This is a genomic window from Achromobacter pulmonis (assembly GCF_902859765.1).
GTDB lineage: Bacteria > Pseudomonadota > Gammaproteobacteria > Burkholderiales > Burkholderiaceae_B > Achromobacter > Achromobacter pulmonis.
The window spans coordinates 21,498-39,766 of the sequence record NZ_CADIJV010000017.1; the positions used below are offsets into that span (position 1 = coordinate 21,498).

Annotated in this window: 21 protein-coding genes; 7 read left to right on the top strand and 14 right to left on the bottom strand. The window is 68.6% G+C overall.

What is annotated here, in order from left to right; all coding sequences use genetic code 11:
- Positions 1–5: 5 nt before the first annotated feature.
- Positions 6–518, bottom strand: a complete 513-nt coding sequence (locus HV701_RS15365; RefSeq protein ID WP_175133902.1) for a winged helix DNA-binding protein — start codon at positions 516–518, stop codon at positions 6–8.
- Positions 519–690: 172 nt separating this feature from the next.
- Positions 691–1,173 carry an Lrp/AsnC family transcriptional regulator gene (locus HV701_RS15370; RefSeq protein WP_217467967.1) on the bottom strand — a complete coding sequence of 161 codons (483 nt, stop codon included), beginning with the start codon at positions 1,171–1,173 and terminating at the stop codon, positions 691–693.
- A gap of 122 nt (positions 1,174–1,295) precedes the next feature.
- Between HV701_RS15370 and HV701_RS15375 the strand changes: the two genes are divergently transcribed.
- Positions 1,296–2,774, top strand: a complete 1,479-nt coding sequence (locus HV701_RS15375; RefSeq protein ID WP_175133903.1) for an aminotransferase class V-fold PLP-dependent enzyme — start codon at positions 1,296–1,298, stop codon at positions 2,772–2,774.
- Positions 2,775–2,825: 51 nt separating this feature from the next.
- Here the strand turns inward: HV701_RS15375 and HV701_RS15380 are convergent, their stop codons facing one another.
- Positions 2,826–3,191 (bottom strand): hypothetical protein, encoded by a 366-nt coding sequence (locus HV701_RS15380; RefSeq protein ID WP_175133904.1) that lies wholly within the window; start codon positions 3,189–3,191, stop codon positions 2,826–2,828.
- 129 nt (positions 3,192–3,320) lie between these two features.
- On the opposite strand from HV701_RS15380, the gene HV701_RS15385 reads away from it, so the two are divergent.
- The 3 genes from HV701_RS15385 (at position 3,321) to HV701_RS15395 (ending at position 5,715) form a co-directional block, all read left to right on the top strand.
- On the top strand, positions 3,321–3,929 hold the full coding sequence (locus HV701_RS15385) for a class I SAM-dependent methyltransferase (protein ID WP_175133905.1): 609 nt from the start codon (positions 3,321–3,323) through the stop codon (positions 3,927–3,929).
- A gap of 201 nt (positions 3,930–4,130) precedes the next feature.
- Positions 4,131–5,360, top strand: a complete 1,230-nt coding sequence (gene fmdA / locus HV701_RS15390; protein WP_175133906.1) for a formamidase — start codon at positions 4,131–4,133, stop codon at positions 5,358–5,360.
- A gap of 22 nt (positions 5,361–5,382) precedes the next feature.
- On the top strand, positions 5,383–5,715 hold the full coding sequence (locus HV701_RS15395) for a zinc ribbon domain-containing protein (RefSeq protein ID WP_175133907.1): 333 nt from the start codon (positions 5,383–5,385) through the stop codon (positions 5,713–5,715).
- Between the two features lie 150 nt (positions 5,716–5,865).
- Here HV701_RS15395 and HV701_RS15400 read toward each other — a convergent pair whose 3' ends face one another.
- From HV701_RS15400 to HV701_RS15450, 11 genes are all read right to left on the bottom strand, one after another.
- Positions 5,866–6,612 (bottom strand): ABC transporter substrate-binding protein, encoded by a 747-nt coding sequence (locus HV701_RS15400; RefSeq protein WP_175133908.1) that lies wholly within the window; start codon positions 6,610–6,612, stop codon positions 5,866–5,868.
- 112 nt (positions 6,613–6,724) lie between these two features.
- On the bottom strand, positions 6,725–7,144 hold the full coding sequence (locus HV701_RS15405) for a copper resistance protein NlpE (protein ID WP_175133909.1): 420 nt from the start codon (positions 7,142–7,144) through the stop codon (positions 6,725–6,727).
- 142 nt (positions 7,145–7,286) lie between these two features.
- Positions 7,287–8,204 (bottom strand): SMP-30/gluconolactonase/LRE family protein, encoded by a 918-nt coding sequence (locus HV701_RS15410; protein WP_175133910.1) that lies wholly within the window; start codon positions 8,202–8,204, stop codon positions 7,287–7,289.
- Positions 8,205–8,220: 16 nt separating this feature from the next.
- Entirely contained in the window at positions 8,221–9,219 is a 999-nt protein-coding gene (locus HV701_RS15415) for a Bug family tripartite tricarboxylate transporter substrate binding protein (protein ID WP_175133911.1), read from the bottom strand.
- 33 nt (positions 9,220–9,252) lie between these two features.
- Complete coding sequence (locus tag HV701_RS15420; RefSeq protein ID WP_175133912.1) at positions 9,253–10,215, bottom strand: Bug family tripartite tricarboxylate transporter substrate binding protein; 963 nt, start codon at positions 10,213–10,215, stop codon at positions 9,253–9,255.
- 316 nt (positions 10,216–10,531) lie between these two features.
- On the bottom strand, positions 10,532–11,602 hold the full coding sequence (locus HV701_RS15425) for a cyclase family protein (protein ID WP_175133913.1): 1,071 nt from the start codon (positions 11,600–11,602) through the stop codon (positions 10,532–10,534).
- Between the two features lie 11 nt (positions 11,603–11,613).
- On the bottom strand, positions 11,614–12,561 hold the full coding sequence (locus HV701_RS15430) for an NAD(P)-dependent oxidoreductase (RefSeq protein ID WP_420867817.1): 948 nt from the start codon (positions 12,559–12,561) through the stop codon (positions 11,614–11,616).
- Complete coding sequence (locus HV701_RS15435; RefSeq protein ID WP_175133914.1) at positions 12,558–13,241, bottom strand: RraA family protein; 684 nt, start codon at positions 13,239–13,241, stop codon at positions 12,558–12,560. Before HV701_RS15435 ends, HV701_RS15430 begins: the two co-directional genes overlap by 4 nt.
- A 38-nt stretch (positions 13,242–13,279) precedes the next feature.
- The gene (locus HV701_RS15440) at positions 13,280–14,305 is read right to left on the bottom strand and encodes a Bug family tripartite tricarboxylate transporter substrate binding protein (RefSeq protein ID WP_420867818.1); all 1,026 of its coding nucleotides are present in this window, start codon (positions 14,303–14,305) and stop codon (positions 13,280–13,282) included.
- Complete coding sequence (locus HV701_RS15445) at positions 14,302–15,168, bottom strand: amidohydrolase family protein (protein WP_175133916.1); 867 nt, start codon at positions 15,166–15,168, stop codon at positions 14,302–14,304. The genes HV701_RS15440 and HV701_RS15445 overlap by 4 nt, the downstream gene beginning before the upstream one ends.
- A gap of 7 nt (positions 15,169–15,175) precedes the next feature.
- The gene (locus HV701_RS15450) at positions 15,176–16,144 is read right to left on the bottom strand and encodes a Bug family tripartite tricarboxylate transporter substrate binding protein (RefSeq protein WP_175133917.1); all 969 of its coding nucleotides are present in this window, start codon (positions 16,142–16,144) and stop codon (positions 15,176–15,178) included.
- A gap of 107 nt (positions 16,145–16,251) precedes the next feature.
- Between HV701_RS15450 and HV701_RS15455 the strand changes: the two genes are divergently transcribed.
- The 3 genes from HV701_RS15455 (at position 16,252) to HV701_RS15465 (ending at position 18,211) form a co-directional block, all read left to right on the top strand.
- Positions 16,252–16,977 (top strand): IclR family transcriptional regulator, encoded by a 726-nt coding sequence (locus tag HV701_RS15455; RefSeq protein ID WP_175133918.1) that lies wholly within the window; start codon positions 16,252–16,254, stop codon positions 16,975–16,977.
- An 88-nt stretch (positions 16,978–17,065) separates the two neighbouring features.
- The gene (locus HV701_RS15460) at positions 17,066–17,539 is read left to right on the top strand and encodes an OsmC family protein (RefSeq protein WP_175133982.1); all 474 of its coding nucleotides are present in this window, start codon (positions 17,066–17,068) and stop codon (positions 17,537–17,539) included.
- Between the two features lie 24 nt (positions 17,540–17,563).
- Positions 17,564–18,211: a glutathione S-transferase family protein gene (locus HV701_RS15465; RefSeq protein WP_175133919.1), complete on the top strand. Its 648-nt coding sequence runs from the start codon at positions 17,564–17,566 to the stop codon at positions 18,209–18,211.
- Positions 18,212–18,269: the final 58 nt, after the last annotated feature.

Genomic DNA, 18,269 nt, shown 5'->3' on the forward strand with positions numbered 1-18,269 from the left:
GATTCTCACAGCGAGGTGGCGGCGCGGGCGGCCTGGTCGTACAGGCCCGACAGGGCGCGCAGGGTATTGGCCAACTGGTGGCTGGCATCGTCCGCGGCGGGGGAGTCGATGAAGGGTTGCACCAGGCATTGCTCGCGCACTTCGGCGTAGCGCTGGATAGCGGCCGCGCCGGCATCGGTGGTGGTGTAGATCACTTCCTTGCCGGTTTTGGCGCTTTGCACCACGCCCAGCCGCTCCAGCTTCTTGAGCGAATAGTTCACCAGATGGGTGTCTTCGACATTGAGCGTGAAGCAGATGTCCGCCAGTTTCTTGCCGCGGCCGCGATGGAACACGTGGTTCAGCACCAGAATGTCCAGCGAGGTCAGCTCGGGCAGGCCGGCGCAGGCCATGCAGCGGACCATCCAGCGGTTGAAGGCGTGCGAGGCGATGATCAGGCCGAACTCCACCTCGGACAACTCCGGGGCGGACGAGGCGAGATGAGAGGAGGAAACAATGGCGTCCCTGACGGAGACAGGCATGAGCAGATGGGGACGGATCGACAATAAAACGTTGGCGAATTATTGACGATTTGTCTATATGCAGGCATCCGGGATAACCCGTGGATATAAGGCGGCGGGCGACTCATGGGCAGGGGGCGCCTGGCGCCAGTCCCGGTCCGTGGCGCGCGGCGCCGGGCCGGCGTCCGTCGGGCTAGGCGGCGGCATCATGCAGCAACCCCAGGTCGGGTGGCCGGTTTTCGATGATGGCTTCCATGCTGAAGAACCCCGTCACCGTGGACAGTTCGAAATCGGTGATCAGCTTCTGATAGAAGCGGTCGTACCCGGCAATGCCGCGGCAGACCACCTGGATCAGGTAATCCCAGTCGCCGCCGATGCGGTAGAAGCCGGTCACTTCGGGCAAGCGCTCGACGTGTTTGCGAAAGCCGTCGGCCCATGCCTTGGCGTGGTGGCTGGTGCGGATCATCACGAACACCGTCAGGTCCAGCCCGAGTTCCGCCAGGTTCACCTCGGCGCGGGTGCCGCGAATGATGCCGCAGGCGTTCAACCGTTGCAGCCGGCGCCAGCAGGCGTTCTGTGACAACCCGACCCGGTCGGCCAGCTCGCGCTGCGACAGCGAGCCTTCGCGTTGCAGGCAGGAAATGATATTCAGATCAAACTTGTCAATTTTTTCCATAATCCAGTTCAAGCGATCTATTTTTGAGGGTTTTAAGGAAAATTTAGGTGAGGTTTCAAAATTCCTTCCATCGTATGATATTCCGATAACTTTCCCGCCAGCCGTTTCTTCGAATCCTCATCATGTCTACCCCCGCGACCCCGGCCGCCACAGGGCCGTTGCGCCAGTTCCAGCTCTCCCTGCAATCCTCCGACATCGTCGCCAGCCTCGCCGACGGGCTGATCGGCAAGGACGCCGTCATTGAAGGCCCGTTCGGCCTCAAGCCTCTGGTCTACGCCGATTACGTGGCCTCCGGCCGCGCGCTCATGCAGGTCGAACGCTTCGTGCTCGAGCACGTGCTGCCGTACTACGCCAATTCGCACACCGAAGCCTCCTTCTGCGGCGGCTTCATCACGCGCCTGCGGCGCGAGGCGCGCGCCGTGGTCGGCCGCTGCTGCGGCGCCGGCGACGAACACGCCGTGATCTTCTCCGGCTCGGGCGCCACCCAGGGCATCAACCGCCTGGTGCACCTGTTCGGTGTGCCGGCCGCGCTGGCCGCCGGCCGCAAGGTGCGCGTGGTCATAGGGCCATACGAACACCATTCCAACATCCTGCCGTGGCGCGAATGCGGCGCCGACATCGTCGTGCTGGCGGAAAGCCCGCAGGGCGGCCCGGACCTGGGCGAGCTGGACGCCGCGCTGCAGGCGCCGGACGGCACGCTGGTCATCTGCGCGCTGTCGGCCGCCTCCAACGTCACCGGCATCGTCGCCGACGTCCCGGCCATCACCCGCCGCGTCAAGCGCGCCGGCGCCCGGATGATCTGGGACTACGCCGGCGGCGCGCCGTACCTGGACATCCGCATGACGCCCGCGGCCGATGCGCCGATCGACGCCATCGTGTTCTCGCCGCACAAGTTCATCGGCGGTCCCGGCGCCTCCGGCATCCTGATCGTGCGCCGCGATGCCGTGGTCGCCGCCACGCCCACCTTCCCGGGCGGCGGCACCGTCAAGTTCGTCTCGCCTACGGCCCACGACTACAGCGCCAGCCTCGAGGCGCGCGAAGAGGCCGGCACGCCCAATGTGGTGGGCGACATCCGCGCCGCGCTGGTGCTGCTGGTCAAGGAGGCGCTTGGCGCCGACCTGATGGCGCGGCGCAATGCCGCCTTCGTGCAGCGCGCGCTGGCCCGCTGGCAGGACGATCCCCGCCTCGAACTGCTGGGGTCATTGCGCGCGCCGCGCCTGCCGATCTTCTCGTTCCGCGTGCGCAACGGCCAGGGCGGCTACGTGCACCAGCAACTGGTCACGCGCATGCTGAGCGACCGCTTCGGCATCCAGGCGCGCGGCGGCTGCGCTTGCGCCGGCCCGTATGTGCATCAGCTGCTGGCGATCGACGAGGCCGAATCGGCGCGCATGCGCCAGGCCATCCTGGATGGCCGCGAGATCGAAAAGCCGGGCTTCGTCCGCCTGAACTTCAGTGTGCTGCTGTCCGACGCCAAGGCTGATTTCATTCTCGACTCGGTGCTGGCGCTGGCCGCCGACGCCACCGACTTCGAAAGCCGCTACGACTTCGATCCGGCCCGCGCGATCTTCTTTCCGCGGGCCGAACCGGCGGCGGTCGCCTGACGCGGCCACGATGCATCGCGGGGGCCTGGCCCCCGCTGCCAGACCGCCCCGCTATGGTTTCATGTAGGGACCGCAGGTATTGATCCACGCGGTCTTGCGCGCGGCCAGGTTGTCAGACTGGCCCGTCATCGCGCGCACGGTGTCTGCGGGAAATTCCCCGCCATCGCGCACGCATTGCTCATAGTCGTCGACCTGTTCGAACGCCATGTCCAACAGGTCCAGCCGGCCCTGGCACAGCGGCGCGTTCAGCTCTTGCCAGTTGGCCGTCTCGCGGCCTTTCTGCACCGCCACGGCGTCCTGGTAGCGGGCGGCGCTGGCGTCGAACCGCGCCACGCATTCCGCGGCCGCCTGGGCGGCGCCCAGGGGCAGGGCACAGGTGAGCAGGAGCAACGCGGGCAGGGGGCGGGAAAGGGACATGGTCAAAGTATTTCGTTGCGGCCGGAGCGCGCGTGTTCTGGGTACCGGTGTGAAAATATCGGATCATTCCCATAGTCACGCCAGCTTGTGTAACGCATATTGCTCTCCCTCGAAGCAAGAGGGACTGTGATGCGCAAATTGAAATATATCGCCAAGCGGGCGTTGTTCAGGCTGTCGCCTGTTCTGGCCGAACGCTGTGGGGCCCACTTCAGGCTGGACACCCCGAGCCGCGCGTTTCTCGAAGCGTCTATTTTCGGATATCTGAACCGGCTGGCAGCCGCCGGGCCCGAACCACAGCAACTGCTGTTCCTCGGCGTGGACAAGCACAATTGGCACTATCCCCGCTTGCTGCGGGCAGACTTCCATTCGCTCGACATCTCGCCGCGCAACGCGGTCTACGGACGCCCGGGGCGGCATTGGACCGGCGATGCGCTCGAGATGGCGGCGCATTACTGCCCGGACGTCTTCGATGTGGTGGTCGCCAACGGCCTGCTCGGCTTCGGCATCGACGGTGAGGCCGCCCTGCGTCGCCTGCTGGCGCAATGCCACCAGGTGCTCAAGCCCGGCGGCGTGCTGGTGCTGGGCTACAACGATCTGCCCGAGCGCACGCCGTTTCCGGTCGTGGTGGACGACGGGTTGGAGGAGTTCGTGCCCGCCATCGACGGCATGACCGCCTCGCGCCACATGGTGGACGACTGCTACCGGCACGTCTATTGCTTCTGCCGCAAGCGCGGCTGACGGCGCGGTCCGGGCCAGGGGGCGCCGGCCCGCGGCGATGGCGTCACTGTGAAAAAACCCAGTTTACCGTTGCCTGAATCTGGCCTACCGTGCATGACGCATCAATGGTCGCCGACGCCCACGCGAACGCGTCAGGCCGGTCGGCAGGCCAAGGATGGCAAGTTCTGTTTTATCAACACGTTGCGTTGGAGATGAAAGAGAATGACCGACACCCTCATCCAGGTTGACCTGACCCAGTCCCCCTACGAGAACGAGAAGATTCACAACCGCTGGCATCCGGATATCCCGATGGCCGTCTGGGTCAAACCCGGCGACGACTTCATCCTGGAGACCTACGACTGGACCGGCGGCGCCATCAAGAACGACGACAGCGCCGACGATGTGCGCGATGTCGACCTGTCCACCGTGCACTTCCTGTCCGGCCCGGTCGGCGTCGAAGGCGCCGAGCCTGGCGACCTGCTGGTGGTGGACCTGCTGGACATCGGCGCCAAGCCCGACAGCCTGTGGGGCTTCAACGGCTTCTTCAGCCGCAACAACGGCGGCGGCTTTCTTACCGACCACTTCCCGCATGCGCAGAAGTCCATCTGGGATTTCCACGGCATGTTCACGTCGTCGCGCCACATCCCGGGCGTCAGCTTCGCCGGCCTGATCCATCCCGGTCTGATCGGATGCCTGCCCGACAAGAAGCTGCTGGATACCTGGAACCAGCGCGAGCAGGCGCTGATCGACACCGACCCCAACCGCGTGCCGCCGCTGGCCAACCCGCCGGCGCCCAAGACGGCGCACATGGGCGCGCTGCAAGGGGCCGAGCGCGACCGCGCGGCGGCCGAGGGCGCGCGCACCGTGCCGCCGCGCGAGCACGGCGGCAACTGCGACATCAAGGACCTGTCGCGCGGCGCGCGGGTGTTCTTCCCGGTCTACGTCAAAGGCGGCGGGCTGTCGGTGGGCGACCTGCATTTCTCGCAGGGGGATGGCGAGATCACGTTCTGTGGCGCCATCGAGATGGCCGGCTGGGTGCACATGCGCGTTACGCTGATCAAGGGCGGCATGGACAAGTACGCCATCCGCAATCCGATCTTCAAGCCCAGCCCGATCACGCCGGCCTACAAGGACTTCCTGATCTTCGAAGGCATCTCGGTGGACGAGGGCGGCAAGCAGCACTACCTGGACGTGAACGTGGCCTATCGCCAGGCCTGCCTGAACGCCATCGAATACCTGAAGAAATTCGGCTACTCGGGGGCGCAGGCCTATTCGCTCCTGGGCTGCGCGCCGGTGCAGGGGCACATCAGCGGGGTGGTGGACATTCCCAACTCCTGCGCCACGCTGTGGCTGCCGACCGAGATCTTCGACTTCGACATCCAACCGTCGGCGTCGGGACCGGTCCAGCACATCAAGGGCGGCGTCGACATGCCCCTGTCGCGCGACCGCTGAGCCCCGCGCGAAGGAGACCGACATGCCCATGTATGACTACGCCTGTGCCGACTGCGGCGAGTTCGCGGCCTTGCGGCCGCTCGCGCAATGGCGCGATCCGGCCGACTGCCCGCGCTGCGGCGCCGCTTCGAGCCGCATCGTCGGCGGCGCGCCCGCGATCTCGGCGCTGTCCTCGGCCGTCAACCGCGCCCATGCCGCCAACGAGCGCAGCGCCAACGAACCGCGCAGCTCGCGTTCGGGCCACGGCTTGAACTGCGGCTGTTGTGCGGGCGCACGCAAGTCCGGCAAGACGCGCACCGCGGCCGATGGCGCCAAGTCCTTTGCCGGCGCCCGGCCCTGGATGATCAGCCACTGAGGCGCGCGGGTTGCCGCCGATGGCGCCCGGTTTGCCGGGCCGTCATCGGCGGATTGCGCCGGCCGGCGCGCGGCCGGCCGACAGGGCCGCGCGCGACACGACCCGGGTGGCATCCAGGCCAGAGGGCCGCTGGCGTGGCCCGGCATCCCTTTATTGCGGCGCCGCGTCCAGCGGCGCCACCGCGGCGCCCTGGATTTTGTGGCGCGCCAGGGCCTCGGCGACGAAGCCGCTTTTCTTCATGGCTTCGACAAAGGCGGCCAGGTAGGCGCTGGCCTTGGCGCCGCGGCGCTTGGGCACGCCCATGGCCTGGCGGATCAGCATGAAATGGCCGTCCAGCAGGCGCAGGCCGCCCAGGCGTTGCGCATCGGCCTGCAACTGCTGCCTGACCCCGGCCGCCACTTCCATGTTTTCCTTGACGAAGGTGTCGACCACGGCGGGCGAGGTGGGCGCGCGGAACAACTCGGCGTGCTTGATCTCGCGCGTCAGGTACAGGTCATAGGCGCTGCCCTTGCCGACCACCACGCGCTGGCCGGCGCGGTCCACCTCTTCCATGCGGGTGATGGGGGAATCATCGCGCACCAGGTAGGCGCCTTCGATCACCACGTACGGCGCGGTGAAGGCGATCTGTTCGCCGCGCAGCGGATCGATCGCGAAAAAGCCCACGTCGGCCTGCTCGGCGGCGACCGCGTTGACCGATTCGCCGGCGGACTTGAACACCACCAGCTCCAGCTTCACGTCCAGCCGGCGGGCCAGTTCGGTGGCCAGGTCGACCGACACGCCGCCGGGCGCGCCGGTTTCCGGGTGGGTATTGGCGAGGATGGGGTTGCCCAGGTTGATGGAGGCGCGCAGCACGCCGGTCGGGGCAAAGGCGTCGAGCAGTTCGTGATCGGTCTTCATGGCTTCCTTTGTTGGAGGCGCGGCGCCCATGGCGGGGCGGGCGGCGCGGCGGGTGCTGCGGCAGAGAATAGCCGGAAGCGGGAGGCTTGCGGGCGGCCGGCGCGGCGGCGCGCTAGTGCGCGCGCCGCAGGATGTAGTGCGGCGCCAGCGGCCCGGTGGGGCGGGTGCCGTCGCGGTACAGCATGATCACCTGGTTTTCGGCGATGAAGTAACGCTGGCTGTCACCCGAGGCGTCCAGGCGGATGGTGCTGCCGTCGGACTCCCAGCTGAAGGTGCCGGCCACCGCTTCGGGTTGCGGCTGACGGTCCAGGTACTGCGTGGTGCGCTCGTAGCGGCCATCCTTCATCAGCGTCAGGCGGGTGCGGATGCCGGGGCAGTCGGCGCAGGGCAGGGTGCCTTCGTAGCTGCCGGGCCAGTCGAGCGAATCGCGCGCGGTGTGGCTGTCCACGGGCACGGCGGACGTGTGGCGGGAGGGGGCGCAGCCGGCAAGCAGGGCGACGGTCAGGGTGCAGGTCAGGGTGGTTTTCATCATGGCGAGCTCCTGTGTTGCTGTGCGTCCACGATACGGACGCAAGCCCATCCTTGCTGAAACGGGATGTAAGGGCACGCGCGGCGGGCGCCCCAGGCCCGCCGCGCTTGTCCCCCGTTCGAACTGGCCCGGCGCCGCGACCGTTTCAGCGCGGAGCGCGGGCCAGCAGACCGGGGTGTGGCGCGCGCGCGGTCAGGATCGTGCCCGACACCGATTCGGTACAGAACAGCGTGCGGCCGTCCTCACCGCCAAAGGCGAGGTTGGTGGTCGACATGCCCTCGGGACTGCGCCAGACGATCTCCGGCTCGGCGCGGTGGTTGAGCAGCCACACGTAGCCCAGGCCGGGATTGCACACCAGCAGATTGCCGGCGCGGTCCACCGCCAGGCCGTCCGGGCCGCTGGGACCGTACGAGGTGAAGAACTGGCTCACCTTGCTGACGCCGCCGTCCGCCATCAGCGGCACGCGCCAGACGCAATTGCCGCGCGTCACCGCGAGGTACAGGACCTTGCCGTCAGGCGACAGCGCCACGCCATTGGGGCTGGGCACGTTGTCGAGCAGGCAATCGAGCTGGCCACCCGGGCGCAGACGGTACAGCCGGCCGCTGGGATCGTGCAGGCCGCTCTGGCCCTGGTCGGTGAAATAGATATTGCCCTGCGCGTCGAGGATCAGATCGTTCACGCCCTTGAAGCGCTCGCTGTTGCGGCGGGCCAGGTAGGGTGCGACCTGCCCGCTAGCCACGTCCAGGACCATCAGGCCGTTCTTGTAGTCGGTGATCAGCAGGCGTTGCTCGTCCAGGAACTTCATGCCGTTGGGCTCGCCGTCGTATTCGACCACCAGCGACCACTGGCGATCGGGCCCGATGCGGAACACCCGCCCCCAGGGGATGTCGGTGACGTACAGGTTGCCATGGCGATCGAACACCGGGCCTTCCAGGAACGAATCGACCGGCGCCCCGCCGCGGTTCGCGTCGGCCCAGTCGCTGCGCTGGTGGCGGCGGAAGCGGTCGGGCATGGCGGTCCATGCGTCCAGTTGCGCCACTTGGGGCGGTTGCAGGAAAAACATGCGGTCTCCTCGGCGTCTACTTGGCGTCGTAGCCAATGCTGCGGGCCACGTTGCCCCACATTGTGCTGCTGTCGGCCAGGATGCGGGCGAATTGCGCCGCGTCGACGGCGCGCGGCTCGGCGCCCATCTTGGTGGCGAAGGTCTGCATTTCCTGCGATGCCATGGCCTTGGCCACCTCGCGCTGCAGGCGTTCGGTGACCGCCGGCGGGGTGCCCTTGGGCGCCCACAAACCGGTCCAGTTGATCACGCCAAAATCCTTCACGCCGGCCTGCGCGAAAGTCGGCACATCGGGAAGCACCGGCAGCCGCTTGGTGCCGCTCACCGCCAGCAGGCGCAATTGCCCGCCCTGAGCCGGCCCCATCAGGCCGGTGGTCGAAGCGAATTGGAAGTCGATCACCTTGCCCAGCACCGCCTGGGTGGCTTCGGCGGCGCCCTTGAAGGGCACGTGCATGAACTTCACGCCGGTCGCCAGCGCCAGCCCTTCGGCGGCGAAGTGGGGCGTAGTGCCGGGGCCGCCCGAGCCATACGTGACGGTGTCGGGCTTGGCGCGCGCCCGCGCTATCAGATCATCGAGGGTGCGATACGGGCCATCGGCCGCCACCGCCAGCGCCATGGGCGCGAAGATGAAGGCCGACACGGGCTGCAAGTCCTTTGCCGGATCAAAGGGCAGTTGCTTGAAGATGTGCGGCAACAGCGAATAGGTGGTGTCGTTGGCCACCAGCGTGTAGCCATCGGCCGGCGCGCGGGCCACCTGGCTGACGCCGATGGTGCCGGTCGCGCCCGGCTTGTTCTCCACGACGAAACTCTGGCCGGTCTGCGTCGACAGCAACTGCGCAACCTTGCGCGTGGCCACGTCGACCGCGCCGCCCGGGCCGTAGGGCACCACGATCCGCACCGGGCGGCTGGGCCAGGGGTCGGCGGCGCGGGCGATGCCGCAAGCCAGCAGCGGCAGGGTGGCCGCGACGAGCAGCGCGGCGCGTCGACGGCAGGAGCGGGTTCGGGGATGGTGAGTCATCTGTCTTCCTCTGCTTATGGTGGTGCGGGAGCGTTATTCGGCTTTGAGTCCCAGCTCGCCGGCCAGGTTACGGTACGTATCGACTTCATGGGCCAACTGCGTGCTGAAGGCCTCGCCGCAGGTCTGGCGCGGCTGCATGCCCAGGGCGTCCAGGCTCTTGATCGTGGCGTCGGCCCGCGAGAACTCGCTCGCCACCTGCTCCAGCTTGGCGCGCACGTCCTGCGCCAGGCCAGCGGGGGCCAGCAGGCCATACCAGGCGTCGGCGCGGTAGCCCGGCACGCCGGCCTCGTCGAACGTCGGCACTTGCGGCAGTTGCGCCAGGCGCCGGGGCGCGGCCACGGCCAGGGCCGAGAGCTTGCCGGACTGGATCTGCGGCAGTACCGAGCCGAGCGTCGCCAGAGAGCTGTCGACCTGGCCGCCCATCAGATCGGAGACCGCCTGCGCCGCGCCCTTGTACGGGATGTGATTCATCTGGATGCCGGTCTGGCGCAGGAACTGCGCCGTGGCGAAGTGGCCGGAACTGCCGGTGCCGGGCGTCGCATAGGTCAAGCGGCCCGGCTCGGCGCGGGCGCGCGCCAGGAACGCGTCCAGCGTCTTCACCTTCAGGGCGGGACCGGTGACCAGCACGGTCGGGCTGACGGCCACCGCGCATAGCGGCGTGAAGGATTTCAGCGCATCGAAACGGACCCGGTCGGCGTAGAGCGCCGGAATCATGGTGTGGTTGGTGGCGCCGAACAACAGCGTGTAGCCATCGGGCGCGGACTTGGCGACGGCCTCCGCGGCCAGGATGGTGTTGGCGCCCGGGCGGTTCTCGACCACGAAGGTCTGGCCCAGCGCCTGCGAGGCATACGAGGCGAAGGCGCGGGCCACCACGTCGGTGGGGCCGCCGGGCGAGAAGCCGACGACGACGCGCACGGGACGGTCGGGATAGGCGGCTTGGGCGGCGCCGGCTGCAAGCAGCAGCGATGCCGCCAGGGCGGACAGCTTGAATTTCATGGCAGGTCTCCGTTTGCCTTGGGGTCGCGGCAGGGCGCCGCGTTATTCGTTGTGGATGCCGGCGTTGGCCAGGGTGCGGGCCGCGCGTTCCGTCTGCGGGTCAGTCAATGGCCGCGCGGAATTCGGCGGCGCCGCGGACAGCGTGGGTGCGCCGCCCGCTTGAGCGGACGGTCGGGCGATTGCGTGGCCACGATGCTGGCGCAGAACGCTGGCGCCAGCGGCAAAAGGCGGATCGGTTTCACGAGATGTCTCCTCGGGGGGGGGGCTGGGCGCGCTGCCTGTGCCGGCGGCTGCGCCCATGGGGAATTTGGGGGATTCAGACCGTGGCGATGGGCGTGGCCGGTGAGCCGGCCGCGCCCGGCAGGCGTAGCGGGGGCGCGGTCAAGAGGAAGCGGTGGCGCCCATTGGCGCGCAGCCAGCGCGCCAGCGGCGTCAGCCACCACAACTCGCCCAGGTGGATGCCATTCTTGAACAGGCAGTGCTCATGCAGCGGCAGGCGCGGGCGGCGCAGCGGCGTCGCCGGGCCGCCCAGGCTGACCGGCCGCACCAGTTCGACGGCGGGGTTGTCGGCAATCAGGCATGCCAGGCGCGAGTCGACGATCCATTGCAGCAGCCGCGCATCGTCGCCGTCCAGACCGCTGCCGGTGGCATGCAGGTGCGCGACGTCGGGCTGGCGGTTCATCGACATCAGCGTGTCGCCGAATCCGGTGTGCAGGCACACCATGTCGCCCGCTTCGATGGTCACGCCGTCGGCCTCCAGAATGCGCATCAGCGCGTCATAGCCCACGGCGGCGCGGGTGCGGCCGACATGGGCTTCCAGGTCGATCAGCACCGCGCGGCCCTGCACGCCGTGCTCGGCCAGTTGCTCGATGCCGAGCGCGTCGGCGCGGGGCCCGGGAAAGCGGGCCCAGTCCGCCACGGCCCCCGGGTCCTCCGAGGCCGCCAGGACCTCGGCGCCGGCCCGGAAGCCGTTGTAGAACACCGCCTCGGCCTGGCCGTCGCCGTCGGCGTCGAACCGGCTGCCCATGTGCGCCAGGCTGTCCCATTGCGTCGAGTACTGTGTATTCATCAGCAGTACGTCGTCGCACACCACGTCGGTGAGCAACGGGTCTTCCGTCGCGTAGGACCAGCAAAAGCCCTGGGCCCCGGCGCTCTTGCCGTCGCGCAGCGTGGCAAAGCGTTGCGGCGGCAGGCGGCGCGGGTTCAGCGCCATGCCGCCCGGCACGTCCAGCGGCAGCGACAGGCAGAATGTCAGGCCCTCGCGGACTTCCGCGATGCCCTGCAGTACCTTGGCGCGATCCACCAGGTTCATGCGGCCGCGTTGGTCGTCGGGGCCGAATTCGCCCCAGTTGCTGCCCGGCGGCGCGTGCTTCCAGCGTTGCGGCATGGCGTGGCTCCTCAGGCGGGCGAGGCTGCGCGGGCCAGCACATCCAGCACATTGCGCGCCGCGGCCACGCCCATGTTGACGTAGGCCGCGCTGGTCACGCCGCCGATGTGCGGGCTGAGAATGATGCGCGGCTCCTGCTGGAAGGGGTGGCCGGCCGTCATGGGCTCGACGGCGAAACTGTCCAGGCCGGCGGCGCGCACCTGGCCCGAGCGGACCGCCTGCAACAGCGCGTCTTCGTCGACCAGGCCGCCGCGCGCGGTGTTGACCAACACCACGCGGGGCTTGCACTGCGCCAGCGTCGCGGCATTGATCATGCCGCGGTTCCCGTCGGTCAGCGGACAGTGCAGCGACACCACGTCGGCCTCGCGCCAGATCGCTTCGAGCGGCGCCTGGGTGATGTAGCCGGGCAGGTCGCCGGCGTACGGGTCGAAGCCGATCACGCGCATGTTCAGGCCGTGCGCCATGGCGGCCATGCGCCGGCCGATGGCGCCCAGGCCCACCAGGCCGATGGTCTTGCCGTCCAGTTCCAGGCTCTTGTGCGTCGATTTGTCCCAATGGCCCGCGCGCATGCGCGCATCCAGGGCCACGACCGATTTGGCGCACGCCAGCAGCAGCGCCAGCGCATGCTCGGCCACGGCGGCGGCATTCACGCCCACCGCGGCCACGACCTGGACGCCGCGCTGGGCGGCGGCGGCCTTGTCGATGGTGTCGGTGCCGCTGCCGTGCTTGGAAATCACGCGCAGCGCGGGCGCCGCATCCATGGCGGCGGCGCCGACCTTGCTGTAGCGCACGATGATGGCAACCGGGTTGTGCTGACGGCACAACGCCACGATGTCGTCTTCGGTGGGCGTCTTGCCGGCGAACACCAGGTTGAAATCCTGGAGCAGCGCGACCGCTTCCGGGGCCAGGTCGGCCGCGGTCACGACAATGGCGGCCTTGCCTGCGGCGATCGGATTCACAGCGACTCTCCTTCCTTCAGCACGCCCGCGGCGCGCAAGGCGGCGGTCAGCCATTTGGCCTCGGTGTCGCCGGCCTGGATCGCGGCGATGCGCGCGGCCTCGTCGCGGACTTTCTTTTCGGCGGCGGGCAGCAGGCCTTCGATTTTCTCGCGCTCGACCACCACCACGCCGTCGGCATCCCCGATGATGAAGTCGCCGGGGTGGACGGTCACGCCGCCGACCGACACCGGATGGCCGATGCGGCCGGGCACGTTCTTGGTCGGGCCGTTCGGATTGGTGCCCGCGGCGAATACCGGGTAGTCCATTTCGATGATCTCAACCGCGTCGCGCGCCGCGCCATCCATCACTACGCCGGCGATGCCCAGCTTGCGGCAGGCGTTCATCATGATGGTGCCCATAAGCGCCGAGCTGAGGTCGCCCTTGCCGTCGATCACCAGCACGTCGCCGGGCCTGGCCAGCGAAATGGCGGCATGGATCATGAGGTTGTCGCCGGGCCGCACTTCCACCGTCAGCGCCGTGCCGGCCAGCTTCATGCCAGGATGTAGCGGGCGGATGCGGCCGCTCAGCGCGCCGCGGCGGCCGGCCACATCGGCCAGGATGGCCGGTTGCAGCGCGGCGGCGCGGCTCACGATGTCTGCGCCGACGCGCGGGAAGTCCTTGATAATGTCCTGGTTGGCCATGAATGTTCCTGTGGAAGGTAAGTGTCTTGAAGGCAGGGTCAGGCCGGCTTGATGCCCGCCTCGCGGATGACCTTGCCCCATTTGTCGAAGTCCGCTTTGCGGACGGCATCGAGATCCTGCGGTGTGCCGCCGGCCAGCGTGATGCCGAGCTGATCGGCCAGCGTCGTCAGCGCCGGGCTTTGCAGGGCGCGCCCGATTTCGGCGTTGAGCCGGGCGATGATGGGAGCGGGCGTGGCGGCCGGGGCGAACACGGCCTGCCATTGCTCCACCACGAAATCGTTGAATCCGGCCTCGGCCATGGTCGGCACCTGCGGCAAGGCAGGCAGCCGCCGCGCCGACGTGGCGGCGAGCGCGCGCAGCGCGCCGGTCTGCACATGCGGCAGCGCGGCCGCCGCGGGAATGAACGCGAACTGCACCTGCCCGGCGAGCGTGTCCTGCAGCGCGGGCGTGTCGCCCTTGTACGGCACGTGCAGGAACCGCGCGCCGCTCTTTTGCTGCAGCAGTTCCCCCTGCATATGCAGGATCGTGCCGGTGCCGCCGGAGGCGTATGCCAGGCTTTCGGGCGCCTTTTTCGCGGCCGCGATCAGTTCGGCCACCGTGCGGAAGGGCTGTTCCTTGCCCACCACCAGCAGATGCGGAATGGTGCCGACCTCGATGATGGGCGCGAAATCCGCCACCGGGTCGTAGGTCAGCTTGCCCAGTATGTGCGGCGCAATCGCCTGCGGCCCGATCGAGGTGCCCAGCAGCGTCAGGCCGTCCGGCTCGGCGCGGGCCACGCGGGCGGCGCCGATGGTGCCGGTGGCGCCGGGGCGGTTGTCGACGATCACGCGCGTGGCCATCTGCGCGTCCAGTTGTTGCGCGATGGCGCGGCCCAATACGTCGGTGCTGCCGCCGGCCGGGTAGGGCACGACCCAGGTGATGGTCTTGCCGGCCGGCCAATCCTGCGCGGCGCGCGCGCCGAAGGCGGCGCTCGCGGCCAGGGCCGCGCCAACGGCGATGAAGCGCCGGCGAGAGAGGGTGAAGGGTGCATGCATGGGGTGTCTCCTCGGTGTTTTGGTATTCATGCCGGAAAGCCGTACAAGGCCGCCGGGTTGTGCACCAGGACTTGGCGCAACCCGGCGCTGCCGGTCCATTCGGCCAATCTGTCGAACTGGCGCGCGTCGTCGGGCATGGGCTGCATGCCGGCCGACGCCGATGCGTGGGGCCAATCGCTGCCCCAGACGATGCGTTCGGGGTTGGCATCGAGATAACTGCGGGCCAGGGCGTCGAGCGCCGGGTCCTCGACGCAGTGGCGGGGGCTGACGATGTAGCCGCCCGACAGCTTGAGCCAGGCGCGGCCTTGGCCCAGCAGGCGCAGCACCAGGGCATGGGCGGGATGCGCGCCGGCCTGCTGCGGACCGATACGGGCCATGTGGTCGAACACGACCGGCGCCGGCAATGCCGACAGCAGGCCATCCAGTTCCGCCAGCCGATCGGGCGGCATCAGCAACTGGACATGCCATCCCAGCGGGGCCACCCGCGCCGCCAGCGGCAGGATCTGGTCGACCGAGCCGGTCACCCCCAGCGAAAGGTTGAGCCGGATGCCGCGCACGCCGGCGCTGTGCAAGGCTTCCAATTGCGCGTCACTTTCGTTGCCGTCGATCACGGCCACCCCGCGCGCCTGTTCGCCCATTTGGGCCAGCGCATCGAGCATGGCGCGGTTGTCGGCGCCGTAGGTGGACGGCGTGACCAGCACCGCGCGCTGGGTGCCGAGGCGGGCCTGGACGGCGCGGTACTGCGTCATCGACGCGTCCGGCGGCAGCAGCCTGGCGCCGCTCGCCGCCGGATAGCGGCGGTCATAGGCGTGGATGTGGCAGTCGCACGCCCCGGGCGGAGCCGCGGTGGCCGGCCGGGCGTCACCGCTGGAGTAGGCATCGTCGGCAGCCACGGCAGGATCACTCCACCTTCGCGCCCGAATCCATGACGATCTTGCGCCACCGGATGCGGTCGTCGTGGATCAGCTTGGCGAATGCCTCCGGCGTGCCGGTGAGCACGCGCGCCCCCTGTTCCTGGTACTTGACGCGCAGATCCTGGGTCTGGAGCGCTTTGTTGAACTCGGCGTTCAGGCGCTGCACGACGTCCTTCGGCGTGCCGGCGGGGGCGGCCAGGCCGAACCAGGTGACGGCCTCGAAGCCGGGAAAGCCGCGTTCGGCGATAGTGGGCACGTCGGGCATGTCCGGTACGCGCTGCGCTGAAGTCACCGCCAGCGCCCGCATCTTGCCGCTGCGCACGTGGCCGATAAGGGTGGGAACCGACGACAGATACATGTCGATCTGCCCGCCGATCAGGTCGTTGGAGGCCTGCGCCGCGCCCTTGTAGGGGATGTGCGTGAGCTTGATGCCCGCGGCATTCTGCAACTGCACCGCCGCCAGGTGAGCCACCGTGCCATTGCCGGAGCTGGCGAAGTTCAGCGACCCCGGCTTGGCCTTGGCCGCCGCGAGCATGTCCTCGAAGGTCTTGAACGGCGAGTTGGCCGGCACCACGATGACCAGCGGCGCGTCGGCCACCAGGCCGATGGCGGTGAGGTCTTTCTCGGGGTCGTAGGGCAGCTTGGCGTACAGGGTGGGGTTGATCGCCAGATTGCTGGTCTGTCCCAGTACCAGGGTGTACCCATCCGGCGCCGATTTGGCGACCGCGTCCACGCCGATGTTGCCGCCCGAGCCTGGCCGGTTTTCCGTGACGATGTTCCAGCCGGTGTTGCCGGCCACCTTCATTGCCGCTTCCCGGGCCAGCACGTCGGTGCCGCCGCCGGGCGGGAACGGCACGATCAGGCGGATGGGTTTGTCGGGATATCCCTGGGCGGCACTCAGGCTGCTCATGCACACCAGGGCCAGGCCCGACAGCAAGCGCGCGAACGGCTTCATGTTTTGTCTCCGATGTTTGTTTTTGGTGGACGAATTGTCGAAGAGTGTTCCGTCCAATACAATACGAGTTCGTACAGTGAAACGTGTTGCGTATGGCGAACCATGATATGAATCCGGAATCTGGTGTGGACTCGGCCGAAGAGGGCGTGGTGGCCGTGCGCCGCGCGATGCGCATCCTCGAAGCGTTTGGCGTGGAGGACGCGCATTTGTCGCTGGCGGAACTGAGCCGGCGCACCGGCTGCCACCGTTCCACCGTATTGCGGCTGGCCCGCACCCTGGCGCTGGACGACTACCTGGCGCAGCGGCCCGACGGCACCTGGCGCCTGGCGCGCGCCGCGGGTTGGCTGGGCGCGTGTTACCAGGCCACCTTCAACATCGCGGAGGTGGTCCAGCCGATCCTGCGCGAGCTGTCGGCGGCGACCGGCGAAAGCGCGACGTTCTACGTGCGCGAGGGCAAGCAGCGCATCTGCATGGCGCGCGTCGAAGGCCCGAAGTCGATCCGGCACCACGTGCGCGTCGGCGCGGCCTTGCCTCTGGAGCTGGGAAGCCCGGGCCGCGTGCTGCTCGCTTTTTCCGGTGAAGCGGGCGAACCCTATGAATCGGTGCGCCGCGCCGGCTACATGGTGTCGTTGGGCGAACGCGAGGCCGAGGTGTCCAGCATCTCCGCGCCGGTCTATGGCATCAATTGGACGCTGCTGGGGGCGGTGTGCATTTCGGGACCGATCTCGCGCCTGAGCGAGAGCGTGCTGCTTGAATTGAAGGAACCCATCCTCGCCGCGGCCAGCCGCCTGTCGCGCTCGCTGATGGGCGCGCGACAAGGGAACAAGCCCTAGCGCCGCGGCAGCGTCCGGCGTGGCGCTCGCGCTTGCGCTACGCTACCCGTCTTTGCGCGCCATTGGCGCGAACACCGAGGATGCCGCGATGAATGGCGAACACCACTATGACGTCAGCGTGACCTGGACCGGCAACACCGGCAAGGGCACCGCCAGCTACACCGCGTATGCGCGCGACCACCTGATCCAGGCGCCGGGCAAGCCCGACATCGCCGGCTCGGCCGACCCGGCGTTCCGCGGCGACGCGGCACGCTGGAATCCCGAAGATCTGCTGGTGGCCTCGCTGTCGGCCTGCCACAAGCTCTGGTACCTGCACCTGTGCGCGGTCGAGAACATCACCGTGACGGCCTACCGCGACGATGCGCACGGCGTCATGCGCGAAGATTCCCAGCGTGGCGGCGCCTTCGCCTCGGTCACGCTGCGCCCCGAGGTCACCATCGCCGCCGGTGGCGACGCCGGTCTGGCCGAGGCCCTGCACGCCCGCGCCCATCACTTCTGCTATATCGCCAACTCGATGAACTTCCCCGTGCACTGCGAACCGCGCATCGTCGTGGCCGCGTGACCGGACCGGACAAAGGTGACCGCCATGCCGACAATCTGGGGCCGGCGCAGTTCATTCAACGTGCAGAAAGTGCTGTGGCTGGCCGGTGAACTCGGCCTGGCCTACGAACACATTCCCGCCGGCGGCCGATTCGGCCTGCTGGACACGCCCGAATTCCTGCGGATGAACCCGCATGGGCGGGTGCCGCTGCTGCGCGACGGCGACACCGTGGTGTGGGAATCGCACGCCATCCTGCGCTACCTCGCCGCGCGCCATGGCGCCGGGGCCTTCTGGCCGGCCGACCCGGCGCGCCGCGTGCGCGCCGACGGCTGGATGGACTGGGCCCAGACGGCGCTGCAGCCGGCCTTCCTGTCCGGCGTGTTCTGGGGCTACTACCGCACCCCCGAGGCCCAGCGCGATCCGTCCGCCATCGCGCGCAGCCTGGACGCCACCCATGCCTGCCTGCGCCAGCTCGATGCGGTGCTGGCCGCGCAACCCTATCTGGGCGGCCAGGCGCTGACGCTGGCCGACATTCCCGCCGCCACCACGCTGTACCGCTACTACGAACTGGACATCGCCCACGAGCCCCTGGCGCACGTGCGGGCCTGGTACGAACGCCTGCGCGAACGTCCGGCCTACCGCGAACACGTCATGGTGCCGTTCGGCGAATTGAAGGGGCGGCTGGATTTCTGACGGTCGCGGGGCTGTTAAGCTTTCCCTGGCCGGTGCGAACGCATGCCGGCAGGCTTCT